The sequence below is a fragment of the Streptomyces colwelliae genome (assembly GCF_048158785.1).
In the GTDB taxonomy this organism is placed as follows: Bacteria; Actinomycetota; Actinomycetes; order Streptomycetales; family Streptomycetaceae; genus Streptomyces.
In genome coordinates this window covers 1-14,493 of record NZ_JBLTJC010000267.1, presented here as the reverse complement: position 1 = coordinate 14,493, position 14,493 = coordinate 1, and the positions used below count along the sequence as shown (strand labels likewise).

Sequence of the window (14,493 nt, the reverse complement as noted above, 5' to 3'; positions counted from 1 at the left end):
CCTCCCAGCGGGCGACGGTTGGGACGAGCCGGAGATCGAGCGGTACGTCGCCCGCTGGGAGGGCCGGCGGGTGGTCGTGGAGCGGGAGTTGGAGGACGGCGTGAGCGCGCCGTCCTACCCGGTGCGGGTGCGCGGGCTCGGTGAGGGCTGACCTCAGATGTACCGGCCTTCGAACCAGGCCCTGACGGCTACGGAGTGCAGCGGGAAGGCCAGCTCCTCCGGCCTGCGCAGGAGGTGCCAGCCCTCCGTCTCGTCGGTGGCGACGGACTTGGGCAGCCCCTCGACCGGGCGCTCGGGGAGGACCCCGAAGAGCAGGAGATGGCCGTCGGGCGAGCTGATGGCGTCGACGAGCCGTACGTCGCGGCTCGCGGCGTCGATGCCCGTCTCCTCCCTGAGTTCGCGGACGAGGGCCTGGCGCCAGTCCTCCCGGTCGTCGACGTAACCGCCCGGCAGGGCGACGCCTCCGCGCGCGGGGGCGATGGTTCGGGTGATGACGACCAGGGCGGTGCCCTTCGTGTCGTACACGGGCTGGAGTGCGACGGCTACGGGCAGCGGGTTGCGGTACGCGACGGTGCCGCAGGCCGGGCAGGTGCGGGGCCAGCCGGAGACGCCCTCTCCGTAGGGCGATCCGCAGCTCGAACAGTGGCTGTTCGGCCCGGAGTTGGGGACGGAGGCTTGAGTTTCGGACACCCGGCGGACTGTATCCGATCAAGCGGAGGGCGTCTTTCCGGGGGCCGCGCGCGTGAACGGGAAACGGCCGGAACCACCCCCGTGGGCCCCGGCCGTCCCTCCCGCTATCACGACGCCGTAAGTGGCTCGATGGTTCACCGAAACGCTCTGCTCATTTTCCGTTGCCCGTGGCACACTTCTGACGTTCCGTCAGATCCAGTGCTGTGGAGGGACGTTGTCGCGGACACGCACACCTGTGGTCACCGATTGGTTCACCGGGGACGGGGACGCCTTCCGGCTGCTCGGCACGCGCTGCTCGGCATGTGCCTCGGTCTTCTTCCCCCGTGAGGACGGCCACTGCCGCAATCCGGCCTGCCGGGGCGGCGAGCTAGCCGAGGTCCCGCTGTCGCGGCGCGGCCGGGTCTGGTCTTACACGGACAGCCGGTACCGGCCACCGTCACCGTATGTGAGCGATCCGGAACTTCCGTGGGAACCGTACGCGTTGATCGCTGTGGAGCTGGAGTCCGAGCGGATCGTGGTGCTAGGACAGGCGGTTCCCGGGTTCACCGTCGCCGATCTGGCGGTGGGCATGGAGGTGGAGGTCGTCCCCGGTGTGCTGAGCGAGGACGCGGAGACAACCTGGACGACCTGGCACTGGCGGCCTACGGGGGTGACGGCATGACGGCGGACGTGGCGGTGCTCGGCGCGGGCATGCACCCCTGGGGGAAGTGGGGGCGCGGCTTCGTCGAGTACGGGACGGCGGCGGCCCGGGCGGCGCTCGCCGACGCCGGGCTGGAGTGGCGGGACGTCGGCTCGATCGTCGGCGCGGACACGGTGCGTGGCGGATATCCCGGGTATGTGGCGGGCGCGACGTTCGCTAAGGCGCTGGGCTGGCAGGGCGCCCGGGTGGCGAGCGTGTACGCGGCGTGCGCGTCCGGGGCGCAGGCCGTCAACGCGGCGCGGGCGCAGATCCTTTCGGGACTCGCGGACGTGGTGCTGGTCGTGGGCGCCGATGCCGCCCCCAAGGGGTTCTTCCGGCCGGCCGGCGGGGAGCGGCACGACGATCCGGACTGGCTGCGCTTCCGGGTCCTCGGGGCGACGAATCCGACGTACTTCGGGCTGTACGCGCGCCGGCGGATGGCCCTCTACGGAGACACCCAGGAGGACTTCGCCCAGGTCAAGGTGAAGAACGCCGCCCTGGGGGCGCTGAATCCGTACGCGCGTTACCGCAAGCGGGTCTCCGCCGAGGAGGTCGCCGCCTCCGCGGTGGTCGCCGATCCGCTGCGGCTGCTCGACATCTGCGCCACCTCGGACGGCGGGGCCGCCCTGGTGCTGTCCAGCATGGAGTTCGCGCGCCGGCACGGGGCGGCGGACCCGGTGCGGATCCGGGCGGTGTCCACGGTGACGCCGCGCTATCCGAACACAGTGCTGGACCTCCCGGACATCGCCACGGACTCCGCGGCGGCGGTGGCACCCCCGGACGAGACGTTCCGGGCGTCGATCGCACGCGCGGCCTACGAGGAGGCGGGCGTCGGCCCCGAAGAGCTCTCCCTGGCCGAGGTGTACGACCTGTCCACCGCCCTGGAGTTGCAGTGGTACGAGGATCTGGGGCTGTGCGGCGAGGGCGAGGGCGCCAAGCTGCTCCGCGAGGGCGCGACGGCCCTGGGCGGTCACATACCGGTGAACGCGAGCGGCGGACTGGCCTCCTTCGGGGAGGCGGTTCCGGCGCAGGCGATCGCCCAGGTCTGCGAGCTGACCTGGCAATTGAGGGGCGACGCGGGCGACCGGCAGGTCACGGGGGCGCGGGTGGGACTCACCGCGAACCAGGGGCTGTTCGGGCACGGGTCGGCGGTGCTCGCCGTGCGGTGACCGACGGCGTGTCACGCACGCGTGTGATCAGCTCGCAAGGCTGCGTGAACGTCTTATGAACTGGGCCTGGGCGTACGCCGGTGGCGTCATCATGCTGCCGTGCGCTCCTCGACGGACACTCTCCGCTTCGCCTTCCAGCCGGTGGTCAATCTGACCACCGGTGGGGTCGCGGGGCTGGAGATCCTCGTCCGCCCAGAGACCGGGGACATCCTGGCCGAGGCCCGCCGCGACCCCGAACTCGACGGCAGGCTCGCTGTGTTGGCGGTCCGCGCCGCCGCGCGCAAGGAGACCCTGCTGCCGCTGCACATCAATGTGTTCGCCGGCACCCTCGCCGACCTCGGCGGGCTCACCCCGCTGCACAGCGCGGTGCGCGAGGCCGGACGGCTGCCGTGGGAAGTCACGATCGACATCGGCCCGCCGTACACGCACGTGCCCCAACGGGCGCTCCTGGAGGCGGTGTCCGAGCTGCGCGGCCAGGGGTTCCGGATCTGCGTCGACGGCGTCGGCGACGGTGACGTACCCCTGCGGCTGCTCACGGACCTCGCGCCCGACCTGGTGAAGCTCGACGCGTCGCTGCTGGAGCGGCCGGCCGCGGTGCGGGCGATGCGGACCCTGTGCGAGCAGTTGGGCGCCCTGCTGTCCGTGGAGGGCGTCGAGACCGAGGCGCAGTGCGCGACCGCGCGGTCGGCCGGGGTCCAGCTGGCGCAGGGCGAGTTGTTCGCGCCGGCGACGCGGGTTCCCACGGTGGACGTATACGTTCCGCCGCGCGCCCCCGGTCTCACGACGACACCGCCGTCGGGGCCGTGGGTACGGGAGTTCGTCCGGCCGGCCGCGCTGCTGCCCGACACGGCGTCCGCCGGTCAGGTGCGGGCGCTGCTGACCGGCTCGCCGGACGTGTCCGGGGTGGTGCTCGTGGACCGGGACGGGGTGCCGGTCCGCTCGGTGCACCGGTCGCGCTTCCTGCTGTCGATGTCGGGGCGCTACGGCCACGCCCTGTACGCCGACCGGCCCGCCGCCAAGCTCGGCGACGTGCCGCGCACGGTCGGCGTCGACGCGACCGCCTGGGAGGTCCTGGACGTGGTCGCGGTCGGCGACCGGGACCGTACGTCGGACGATGTGGCGGTGGTCGACCGGTACGGGCGGTGTGTCGGCGTCGTACGACTCGCGGATCTGGTGCGGACGTTGGCCGAGACCCGGGTGGAGGAGGCCGCGGGCCTCAACCCGCTGACCAGACTGCCCGGTTCGGACGCGATCACCGGTGAGGTGGACCGGCGGATCGCGGACGGGCGGACGTTCGCGCTGAGCTGGCTGGATGTCGACCACTTCAAACAGGTCAACGACGGGGCCGGTTTCGCGGCGGGCGACGAACTGATCCGCTCGGTGGGACGGGCACTGAAGCCGTCGGCGACCGGGCACACACGCGTGGGGCACATCGGCGGGGACGACTTCCTGGTGCTCACCGATCCGGAGGAACTGCGTCTACTGGCCGCCGCCGTGCTCGACGTGCCCTGGGCGGCGGGCGGCAGGACCGTGACGCTGTCCTTGGCCACCGTCCTGTGCGTGCCGGGCAGTGTGACCGACCACCGGCAGGCGGCCGCGTGTCTGGCACCGCTGAAGAAGGCCGCGAAGGCGCTGGACGGCACGAGTTGGGTGCTGGGCCGGGCGGGACAGGCCGAGTACGAGATCCTTCGCGGATCGCATGTGACGCCCGCACAGGCCCCCCGCACGGCGGCGGAGTCCCCCGGGCGCTGAGCGCGGCCCGGAGGCGTCGTACGGGGCTTGAGGGGCCGTCAGGGCGGGTGTCACCGTTGCCGTCCGCGACCTTGACGCTCCACAGGCGCCGGTGAACACTTCCCGGTGTCGGTCGACATCGCCGTACATTCTCGGCGTACCAGGCACTGCGCCGCGCGGGCTCCGCCTGCGCTCAGGCCCACTCCCACGGGCGATTCGGCTCCGACGGCACGCTCGTCACGGACGCCGGGCGGGGCTCGGGACCCTCCCTGCCTTCGGCTGAAGTCGCCAAGGGAACCGCACCCTGCACGGAGGACCGGGGCCGACCGTCCCGGGCGAGGGCCTAGGAGCCGCCATGAGCAATGGAGACATATTCCTCGGTGAGGTCATCGGCACCGCGATCTTGATCCTCTTCGGCGCCGGCGTGGTCGCCGCCGTCGTACTGAACTACTCCAAGGCACAGAACTCCGGTTGGATCGTCATCGCCTTCGGCTGGGGCTTCGGCGTGATGGCCGGGGCGTACACCGCCGCACCGCTGTCCGGCGGGCAGCTCAATCCGGCCGTGACGATCGGCATCGCCATCGACACCGGGAAGTGGGACAAGGTCCCGCTCTACATCGCGGGCCAGATGGTCGGCGCCATGCTCGGCGCGGTGCTGTGCTGGCTGGTCTACTACGCGCAGTTCCAGGCCAACGCCGAGGAGGAGATGGCCCAGCCGACGCTCGGGATCTTCTCCACCACGCCCACGATCCGCAATGTCGTGGCGAACCTGATGACGGAGATCATCGCGACGATCGCGCTGGTCCTGCCGATCCTGGCCTTCGGGCTCACCAAGGGACTCGGTACGTCCGGCACGGCGGTGCTGGTCGTCTCCTTCCTGGTGGTCGGCATCGGTCTGTCGCTGGGCGGTCCCACCGGGTACGCCATCAACCCGGCCCGTGACCTGGGCCCCCGCATCGTCCACGCGCTGCTCCCGATCCCCAACAAGGGCACCTCGGACTGGGGTTACGCGTGGATCCCGGTGGTGGGACCGCTGATCGGCGGGGCGCTCGCCGGAGTCATCTTCAACGCAGCCTTCTGACAGCAATGTTCGATCAGTCTTCCGAGAGCAGCCCTCCGAAGGACGGGACCAGTCCTCCGGAGGATCCGAAGGACACGACAAAGGGGTCGTCATGACGGACAGGTTCGTCGCCGCAATCGACCAGGGCACCACCTCCAGCCGCTGCATCGTCTTCAACCAGGACGGCGCGATCGTCGCCGTCGACCAGCGCGAGCACCGCCAGATCTTCCCCAAGCCGGGCTGGGTGGAGCACGACGCCACCGAGATCTGGTCCAAGGTGCAGGCGGTGGTCGCCGGGGCGATCGCCAAGGCGGGACTGCGCGCCGACCAGTTGAGCGCGCTCGGCATCACCAACCAGCGCGAGACGACGGTCCTTTGGGACCGCGCCACCGGCAAACCCGTGCACAACGCGATCGTGTGGCAGGACACCCGCACGGCGGCCCTGTGCAAGCAACTGGGCGGCTCGGACGGGCCGGACCGCTTCCGCGAACAGACCGGACTGCCGCTCGCCAGCTACTTCTCCGGTCCCAAGGCGGCCTGGCTGCTCGACAACGTGCCGGGCCTCAGGGACCGCGCCGAACGCGGCGAGATCGCCTTCGGCACGATCGACTCCTGGCTGATCTGGAACCTCACCGGAGGCACCGACGGCGGCAAGCACGTCACCGACGTGACGAACGCCGGACGCACCATGCTGATGAACCTGGAGACCCTCCAGTGGGACCCGGCCATCCTCTCCGCGATGAACGTCCCCGAGGCGATCCTCCCCGAGATCAAGTCCTCCGCCGAGGTCTACGGCACGGCGGTCGGCCAACTCGCGGGCGTGCCCGTGGCCTCGGCCCTGGGCGACCAGCAGGCGGCCGTGTTCGGACAGGCCTGCTACGACGTGGGCACGGCCAAGAACACCTACGGCACGGGCAGCTTCCTGCTGCTCAACACCGGGAACCGGCCGGTGCCTTCGAAGAACGGGCTCCTCACGACGATGGGCTACAAGATCGGCGGTGAGGCGCCGGTCTACTGCCTGGAGGGATCGATCGCCATAACAGGCGCGCTCGTCCAGTGGTTCCGCGACCAACTCGGCATCATCCGCAACGCGGACGAGATCGAGACCCTGGCGGCGAGCGTGGAGGACAACGGCGGCGCGTACATCGTGCCCGCGTTCTCCGGCCTGTTCGCCCCCTACTGGCGCTCGGACGCGCGCGGAGTCGTCACCGGGCTGACCCGCTACGTGACGAAGGCGCACCTCGCGCGCGCGGTGCTGGAGGCGACGAGCTGGCAGACGCGGGAGGTCGTGGACGCCATGTTCCAGGACTCCGGGGTGCAGATCACCACCCTGAAGGTGGACGGCGGCATGACCAAGAACAACCTCCTGATGCAGCACCAGGCGGACGTCCTCGGGGTGCCGGTGATCCGGCCCAAGGTCTCCGAGACGACTTGCTTGGGCGCCGCCTACGCCGCCGGGCTCGCCACCGGGGTGTGGAACGACCTGGACGAGCTCAAGTCGCACTGGCAGAAGGACGTCGAGTGGACGCCGTCCATGGAGTCCTCGGTTCGGGACCGCGAGTACCACAACTGGCGCAAGGCGGTGGAGAAGAGCTTCGGCTGGCAGGACGACGGCGACAACTAGGCACACACGCGTGGGTCGTTCACGCGGCACACGCGCGTGCGTGTCGTTCCGCGAGCCGCGGCCCGTACCCCGGTCGGCGGGGGTACGGGCCGCGTCCGCGTCTCAGCTGGTGACGCTCTGGCGGCGCTTCGCGCCGTAGGCCATCGCGTGCTGGACGACCTCGATGAGGACCTCCTTGACCGACGACCGGTCGCGCGCGTCGCAGAGCATGAGCGGTACGTCCTCGTCGAGGTCGAGGGCCTGGCGTACGGCGTCCACGGGGTAACGGTCGGCGCCCTCGAAGCAGTTGACGCCCACGACGAAGGGTATGGAGCGCCGCTCGAAGTAGTCGAGGGCGGCGAAGCAGTCCTCCAGGCGGCGGGTGTCGGCGAGCACGACGGCACCCAGGGAGCCCTCGGAGAGCTCGTCCCACATGAACCAGAACCGCTCCTGGCCCGGCGTACCGAACAGGTACAGCACCAGATCCTCGCGCAGGGTGATGCGGCCGAAGTCCATGGCCACGGTGGTGGTGTGCTTGCCCTCCACCCCGCTGGTGTCGTCGACCGGACGCCCTGCCTCGGTGAGCAGTTCCTCCGTGCGCAGCGGCCTGATCTCGCTGACCGCGCCGACGAGGGTGGTCTTGCCCACGCCGAAGCCGCCGGCCACCAGGATCTTGAGCGTGACGGGCTCGACCGGAGGCTTGCCTCGCTCAGTACGCCCGAAGATCATCGGTCTTTTCTCCTGCTTGATGGGGGTAGGGGGGCGGTGGCTCGCGCCGCTCACAGGGCCCGGAGGCCGGAGATCACGTCGCGCAGAATACTCTCGTCCACCAGTTCGGCAGGGGGCACGGGACGCGACACATGGACGAGGTCCCCGTCCACGAGGTCCCCGATGAGGACCCGTACCACTCCGATGGGCAGGTCGAGTTCGGCGGCGAGTTCGGCGACCGACTGCGGGGCGTCACGGCAGAGACCGACGATGTCCACGTGCTCCGGGGACAGCGTCTGGTCCGCTTCGGAATCGTCCTCCTGGGACTCCGCGATCACCACCGCGATGAGGTCGAGGCGGTGCTGGGCCGCGCTGGTGGTGCGCCCGCGCGTCATCGCGTACGGCCTGACGACCGGTCCGGCCTCGTCGTCGAACCAGTGGCTTCTTCCCTGACCGTCTCCGCTCATGTCATTCCACTACCCGCCGGAGGACAGGTCGGTGCGCGGAGCGGCCCCCAGATGCACACCGACCCGCTTCACGAGCAGTGTCATCTCGTAGGCGACCTGTCCGACGTCCGAGTCGGCGTCCGCGAGGACGGCGAGGCAGCTGCCGTCGCCCGCGGCCGTCACGAACAGGAAGGCCTCGTCGAGTTCGACGACCGTCTGCCGCACGCTGCCCGCCTCGAAGTGGCGGCCGACGCCCTTGGCGAGGCTGTGGAAGCCGGAGGCCACGGCGGCCAGGTGTTCGCTGTCCTCGCGGGTCAGGTCCTGGGACACGCCGGTGGCGAGGCCGTCGCCGGAGAGCACGATGGCCTTGCGGATGCTGGCGACGCGGTCGACGAGGTCGTCGAGCAGCCAGTTCAGCCCGCGCTGGTCGGCGCTGTGGCCGGTCGCCTTTGGTGCGGTCATCGACCGTCCCCCTTATTTCCTTGTGCTGTGCCGCCTTGGGCGTCGTCGCCCTCGGCGTTCTCCTCGCGGCCGCGCTGCCAGCCGCGCTGGAGCGATGCCATACGGCTGCGCACCTCGTCGGCGTCGCGCTCGGCGACCTCCGCCGGGCTCGCGGCACGCCGATCCGGGTCCTGTTTCAGCTGCGGGGCCAGATTGGCCTGGCGTACGCGTCTGGGCAGCGCTCCGGTGCTCGGCGGGGTGTCGGAGTCCTGGGCACCGGCCGCGATCTCGGCACGCCGGGTGCGCCTGGGGAGGGCGGGCGTCTCGGGCGTCTCGCCGAGGCCACGTCCCGGGGAAGCGGGGGGCTGCGCGGCGTCGGCGCGACCGCCTGGCACGTCGGTACGGCGGCGTAGCGGCGTGTCACCGCGACGCCGGGCCGGAAGAGGTGCGGGACCGTCCGTCTCCGGTCCGCCCAGGCTCGGGGCCGTGGAGGAGCCGCCGAAATCGGCCTCTCCGGAGTCCCCCGTTTCGCGTCGGGAGCGCTGCTCGACGACCGGGCGCCCATGCGAGCTGACCAGCTTGGGCGTACGGCGTCGGGGCAGCGGGAGCGGGTCGCTGCGGTGGCCGTCCGTATCGGCCTCGGAGACCTGCTGATGCTGCTCCACGGGGCGGACGGGGGCGAGGTCGTCCCGGTGGGTGGAGGCGCGGCGGGGGCGGAAGATCCCGCCGCGCTCGCCGTCCTCGTCGTCGAGTCCGTCGGGGAAGCCTTCGAGGGCGTCCAGGTCGACGGGGGCTTCCAACTCGACCGGGCCGTCCAGGAGCGCCGGCTGAAGGCCGGGGAGTTTCACGGGCGCCTGGGAGAGCGCTGAGCGGCGGCTCTCCTCCAGCTCCGCCTCCTTCGTCGGCCGGGGCCGGTCGAGGCGGAAGCCGATGCCGTTGGTGTCCGGGACCTCGTCGCTCAGCAGGGCGTCGGGGATGAACACGACGGCGGTGGTGCCGCCGTACGGCGAGGGCTGGAGCGAGACACGGACGTTCTGCCGCTGGGCGAGCCGGCTGACCACGAACAGGCCGAGGCGGTCGGTGTCGGAGAGCTCGAACTCCGGTGTCTCGGCGAGCCGGAGATTGGCGTCCAGGAGTGCCTCGGCCGCCATGCCGAGGCCGCGGTCGTGGATCTCCAGGGTGAAGCCGTTGGCGACCCGCTCCCCGACGACCTGGACGGCGGTGTGCGGCGGGGAGAACACCGTGGCGTTCTCCAGGAGTTCGGCCACCAGGTGGGTGAGGTCCGCCACGGCGGGGCCGGTGACGGCGATCCGCGGCAGCCGGCGGACCTCGATGCGCTCGTAGTCCTCGACCTCGGCGACGGCCGCGCGGACGATGTCCATGAGCTGGACCGGCTTGCGCCACTGCCGGGAGGGGGCGGCCCCGGAGAGGATCACCAGGCCCTCGGCATGGCGGCGCATACGGGTGGTCAGGTGGTCGAGGCGGAACAGGTCGGCGAGTTCGTCGGTGTCCTCGGTCCTGCGCTCCATGGTGTCGAGCAGGGTGAGCTGCTTGTGCAGCAGGACCTGGCTGCGCCGGGCGAGGTTCACGAAGACCTCGGAGACGCCCGAGCGCAACTCGGCCTGCTTGACGGCGGCTTCGACCGCGGCGCGCTGCAGGGTGTTCAGGGCCTGGCCGACGTCGCCGATCTCGTTCCTGTCGTACTCCAGGCGCGGGACCTCGGTCTCCACGTCGACCACCTCGCCGACGGACAGCCGGCGCATCACGCTGGGCAGCCGGACGCCGGACGCCTCGTGGGCGTCCAGGCGCAGTTGGCGCAGGTCGCGGATGAGGCCGCGGCCGATGCGCACCGACAGGAAGAGCGAGAACAGGAGGGCGATCAGACCGAGGACGCCGGCGACGGCCGCTTTGAGGATGACGCTCATCGCGACGGGGCGAACGCGGTCCTGGTAGCGGTCGTTGGCCTGGTCGTCGAGGGTGCCGAGCTTGGTCAGCACGGCGCCGGCCGCGGTGTTCCAGGTCTGTGCGGTGACGTTGTCGGGCGTGCCGGACGTGGTGGAGGAGGCGGCCTGTTCGGCCACGCGCAGCGGGGCGCTGGCCGCGTTCTTCCAGAAGCGTTCGAAGTGGCCGCGCTCCGCGGAGGGCAGCAGCGGCAGGTTGACGTCGTACATCAGGGTGCGCTGGGCGACCAGGTCGGAGATGTCGCGGGTCTCGTCCCGGGTGAGCTTGCCGACGATCAGGGAGGAGCCGAGCAGGGCGTCCTCACGGGAGAGGAACTCGCGGGCGCGGGCGAGGTTGACCAGGGCGCGGTACTGCTTGTCCATCTCGACGTTGTCGACGACGTGGAGGTTGGACAGCAGCACGTAGCACGGGTCGACCAGGTGGTTGTAGAGACCGAGGGCCTGGCCACGGTTGACGGTGCCGTCCTCGACGCTGCGCCGCAGGGACTGGAGGCCGTCGAAGGCGTCGAGGACCGCGGTCACCCGGCTGTCGGTGGCCTGCCCCATCGCGTCGCGCACGTCCGGGTTCTCGGCGTTCTTGCGGATCCTGGCGACGGCCTCGTCGGTCGCGGCGCGGCTGCGCCTGAGATCCGTGAGCCCGTCGGCGGCGCGCGGGTCGGCGAGGTAGACGAGCGACTGCCGGCGTTCCTGCTGGATGACGCGGACCGTGTCCTCGGTGGGATAGCCGATCTTCTCGACGACCGACGACACGTTGAACAGGTCTCCGGCCGCCCGGCCGGTGAGGAACGTGGCGAACGCCCAGATCGCGGTCAGGGACACGAGCGGCACGAGAAGGAGCGCCACGATCTTCCGGCGGATGGACTTCCCGCGAAAGCGCATGGCCTCCCCCAGCTGGACCCCCGCCGGCCGGGGGTACACATGTACGTCAACAAACGGCGCGAGCCTACTACTGACACAGAGGTAACTCGAAGAGCTGTCCGGGGCGTGAACTTCCGCAACAGCAACGAGACATGGGGAGTTGTCGGGGCATTGCGGGAGATTGCCGCCCCGATATCCCCCGGATCACCACACCCCACCCGATCGGTTCACTTGGCCAGTTGGCCGGATTTTTTCGTCTGTTGGGAATCTTCGTGGCAAGTTGTTCGTCTTTCTCTACGGGACATGGGGGCGGAACCGGCCACACGAGCCGCATCCGCAACCGTGCGGCGTAAAACAGCGCAAGCCGGGCACCCACTGGGGAGCGGAGTCTTCGGGCTCCGGGGCGAGTGGTGTACCGGCGGTGGGGAGGACACGTTGATGGGCACGGCGGAGCGGCAAGAGGCGCTTGAGGACGGCGTGGCGGCGCGGTCGACGGTGCAGCGGCGCCGTGAGGCACCGGATCGCGACATTCCGGCGGACGGTGGCGGGACGACGGGCGGCGGCGAGACTCCGAGGACCTCGGGCGAGCCGACGGCGACGGACTTCGACGAGCCTCGTCCGGCTCGCGCGACGGGGCAACAGCAGGAGTACTACCGGCCGTTGTGGATCGAGGAGCCCGCGCGTCGGCGCCGGCTGCCCGATCCGGTGCGTACGGCGGCCGTGCGGGCGGTGCTCATCATCGCCGTGACACTGATCCAGGCGACGGTGGCCTTCCTGTGCACGATGGCCGGGTCCTGGCTGGCGTTCCCGATGGTGATCAGCAGCGTGGTCAGCACGGTGGTGGCCACCTGGGGCGCCCTCGACGTATGGGTGACCCGTCAGATGTGGAACCAGCGCAACGGCGTGATCTCCGAGCCCAGCAGCACGGCGAGGGCCCTCCGCCGCGAGCGGCGTCGGGCCCAGCGTCAGGCGCGGTCCAGCGAGCGGGCGCAGGAGCGGATAGCCCGCAAGAGCGGCGCCGGGCAGCTGTCGCACTCCTGAGATCCGCCCACGGATGGCATTCGTCCGCGGACGGCGTTCGCCCGCGGACGACCTCCGTCTACGGAGCGGTCGGCGCCGGACGCTTGAACATCCGGGTCGCGGTGATCTCGCTGTGCACCGACTCGCCTTCTCCGGCTGGGGCCTGCTGCGGCAGGCCCGGCCGGAGGTGCTCCTCCACGCTGATGTACTTCAGGCCCGCCCGCAGGTCGGCGTCGTTGCGCAGCCGGATCACCAGCGGGAACTCGGCCAGTGCCGTGGTGTCGAACAGGCCGGTGGTGTACAGGAGTTGGACACCGAGCGCATCGGACACGGCGCGCTGAAGCTCCAGCAGATAGGTGGCGTTGGCCCGGCCGATGGGGTTGTCGAGGAAGAGCGTGCCGGCGTGCCGGTGCTTGTCGCGGCCCCGGTCGTTGGAGCGCAGCGCCGCCATCGTGCAGTACAGGGCGATGGCCGCCGTGAGCAGCTGACCGCCGGAGAACACGTCGCCCATCTGCCCGACGGGCACCCGCTCGGCGCGCAGTACGGCGTCCGGCTTGAGGATCTCGACGGCGACGCCCTTGGGTTCAAGGGCTGCCCCAACTCCCCGCAGCAGCAGGGACATTCCGTCACGCCGCATGTCGGAGTTCTTCTTCACGGCGGCCCGGGTCGCCTCGTCGACGACCTCGCCGAGCCGCACGGTGAGCGTGGCCTGGTCGGGCTCCTCGAACCGGATGCGCAGGAACTCCTGCCCGGACCACTCGCCGAGCCCCTCGGGCAGCTGCGACAGCCGTTGCGCGGACCGCAGGGTCGCCAGCGCCGACTCGACGAGCCCGCGGAGCCGGTCCACGATCGAGTCGCGGTTGCGCTCCAATTGCGCCAACTCGTCGGTGAGGACGCGGAGTCGGGGCGCGAAGGCGTCCGCCCACTTCTGCGCGTGCTCGGGCAGCGCGGACGCGGGCAGCTCACGGATCTGCTGCCGCGCGGGGGTCCGTACCTGCTCGTAGCGCGTGGAGTTGGCGTGCCGCACGAGCACATCGCTCGCCTCGCGTACGGCGCTCTCGGCGGCGGACAGGTCGGTGGCGCAGCCGCGCAGCGAGCGGCGGGCCTCGGCGGCGGAGTGCCGGGCCTCCTCCACGCTGCCCGGGTACGGCTCGGGTTCCTCCTGCTCCTCGTCCGAGGAGTGCTCGCGCATCAGGTCCCGGAGCATCGCGGCGGTCTCGTCGAAACCGCCGGCCCCGTCCTCGGCGGCACGGTGGGCATCGAGGAGTTCGGCGTGCGCCTCGCGGGCCTGGCCCAACGCGTCGGTACGGGAGCCGAGTTCGGCCGTCGCCGTGCGCAGTAGGGCCTGGGCGTGCTCGGCGTCGCGCGGGACGAGGTCCTCGGCCAGCTCGGTGTGCGCCTCGCCGTCCTCGGGCGCGTGCCGCTCGGCCTCGCCCCGCAGCCGCCCGAGCTGCTCGCTCGCGGTCGACACCCGGGTCTCCAGCAGCTGCACCAGTTCCTCGGCACGCGCCGCGGCGGCCTGCCGGGAGGGCCCGTCGGAGCCGTCGGGCGACTGGAGCAACTGCGCCGCGCGCGTGCGGACCTTGTTGCTGAGCCGGTCCAACTCGGCGATCGCCGCGCTCTCGTCGCTCTCCGCGCGTGCCTGCTCGGCCCGCAGATCCGCGCCGACGCCGACCTTCTCGTAGAGCTGCGAGGCGGCCCGGTAGGCCTCACGGAGGGCGGGCAGCGCGGGCTTGGGGGCGTCCGGGTCGTCTTCCGGTACGTCGTCGGGGGCGCCCGCGATCTCGGAGCGCTCGGCGCGCAGTGCTCGGGCCGTGCGACGGGCGTCGTCGGCGGCGCGCTGGGCGGCGCGGCGGTCCTCGTCGGCGGCACGTGCACGCTCCAGGCAGGACTGGGCGCGGGCCTCCGACTCGGCTGCCTCGTCGGCGAGTTCACGCAGTTTGACCTGCCAGCCGGCGCGTTCCCGCAGCCGGAAGGCGAGTCCGGCGAGGGCGTCGGCGGGGCGGCGTCCTGCTCGCCCACCAACGGCCGTTGGCGGTCGCCGAACAGTTCTGCACCCTGGCCGCCTTCCACCCGGACCGCGTCGACCTCGGCGTCAGCCCCTCGGTGGGCACCATGAACCCCGCC

Annotated in this window: 12 protein-coding genes; 6 read left to right on the top strand and 6 right to left on the bottom strand. The window is 71.4% G+C overall.

Translation table 11 applies throughout. The features are described 5' to 3' along the window. Positions 1-153 precede the first annotated feature (153 nt). Positions 154-690 carry an NUDIX domain-containing protein gene (locus ACNFOC_RS38085; RefSeq protein WP_416963591.1) on the bottom strand — a complete coding sequence of 179 codons (537 nt, stop codon included), beginning with the start codon at positions 688-690 and terminating at the stop codon, positions 154-156. Between the two features lie 235 nt (positions 691-925). Here ACNFOC_RS38085 and ACNFOC_RS38080 point away from each other — a divergent pair, with 235 nt between their 5' ends. The 5 genes from ACNFOC_RS38080 to glpK all read left to right on the top strand — a co-directional run bounded on the left by ACNFOC_RS38080 (position 926) and on the right by glpK (position 6,953). Next, on the top strand, positions 926-1,351 hold the full coding sequence (locus ACNFOC_RS38080) for a Zn-ribbon domain-containing OB-fold protein (RefSeq protein ID WP_416963590.1): 426 nt from the start codon (positions 926-928) through the stop codon (positions 1,349-1,351). Next, positions 1,348-2,538, top strand: coding sequence for a lipid-transfer protein (locus tag ACNFOC_RS38075; RefSeq protein ID WP_416963589.1), 1,191 nt, complete (start codon positions 1,348-1,350; stop codon positions 2,536-2,538). The genes ACNFOC_RS38080 and ACNFOC_RS38075 overlap by 4 nt, the downstream gene beginning before the upstream one ends. A 99-nt stretch (positions 2,539-2,637) precedes the next feature. After that, entirely contained in the window at positions 2,638-4,290 is a 1,653-nt protein-coding gene (locus tag ACNFOC_RS38070) for an EAL domain-containing protein (protein WP_416963588.1), read from the top strand. A gap of 334 nt (positions 4,291-4,624) precedes the next feature. Then, positions 4,625-5,350, top strand: a complete 726-nt coding sequence (locus ACNFOC_RS38065; RefSeq protein ID WP_033282380.1) for an MIP/aquaporin family protein — start codon at positions 4,625-4,627, stop codon at positions 5,348-5,350. Positions 5,351-5,441: 91 nt separating this feature from the next. Then, positions 5,442-6,953 (top strand): glycerol kinase GlpK, encoded by a 1,512-nt coding sequence (glpK, locus tag ACNFOC_RS38060; protein WP_416963587.1) that lies wholly within the window; start codon positions 5,442-5,444, stop codon positions 6,951-6,953. Between the two features lie 102 nt (positions 6,954-7,055). Here glpK and ACNFOC_RS38055 read toward each other — a convergent pair whose 3' ends face one another. Genes ACNFOC_RS38055 through ACNFOC_RS38040 form a run of 4 tightly spaced genes read right to left on the bottom strand, consistent with a single transcriptional unit; the run spans position 7,056 to position 11,367 of the window. Continuing rightward, positions 7,056-7,661 (bottom strand): GTP-binding protein, encoded by a 606-nt coding sequence (locus tag ACNFOC_RS38055; RefSeq protein WP_019059638.1) that lies wholly within the window; start codon positions 7,659-7,661, stop codon positions 7,056-7,058. 50 nt (positions 7,662-7,711) lie between these two features. Further along, positions 7,712-8,107 (bottom strand): DUF742 domain-containing protein, encoded by a 396-nt coding sequence (locus ACNFOC_RS38050; protein WP_416963586.1) that lies wholly within the window; start codon positions 8,105-8,107, stop codon positions 7,712-7,714. Positions 8,108-8,116: 9 nt separating this feature from the next. Further along, positions 8,117-8,548 carry a roadblock/LC7 domain-containing protein gene (locus ACNFOC_RS38045; protein ID WP_416963585.1) on the bottom strand — a complete coding sequence of 144 codons (432 nt, stop codon included), beginning with the start codon at positions 8,546-8,548 and terminating at the stop codon, positions 8,117-8,119. Next, complete coding sequence (locus ACNFOC_RS38040) at positions 8,545-11,367, bottom strand: sensor histidine kinase (protein ID WP_416963584.1); 2,823 nt, start codon at positions 11,365-11,367, stop codon at positions 8,545-8,547. Before ACNFOC_RS38040 ends, ACNFOC_RS38045 begins: the two co-directional genes overlap by 4 nt. A 417-nt stretch (positions 11,368-11,784) precedes the next feature. On the opposite strand from ACNFOC_RS38040, the gene ACNFOC_RS38035 reads away from it, so the two are divergent. Beyond that, on the top strand, positions 11,785-12,387 hold the full coding sequence (locus tag ACNFOC_RS38035) for a hypothetical protein (protein WP_416963583.1): 603 nt from the start codon (positions 11,785-11,787) through the stop codon (positions 12,385-12,387). A 58-nt stretch (positions 12,388-12,445) separates the two neighbouring features. Here ACNFOC_RS38035 and ACNFOC_RS38030 read toward each other — a convergent pair whose 3' ends face one another. After that, positions 12,446-13,969 (bottom strand): hypothetical protein, encoded by a 1,524-nt coding sequence (locus tag ACNFOC_RS38030; RefSeq protein WP_416963582.1) that lies wholly within the window; start codon positions 13,967-13,969, stop codon positions 12,446-12,448. Between the last annotated feature and the right edge of the window lie 524 nt (positions 13,970-14,493).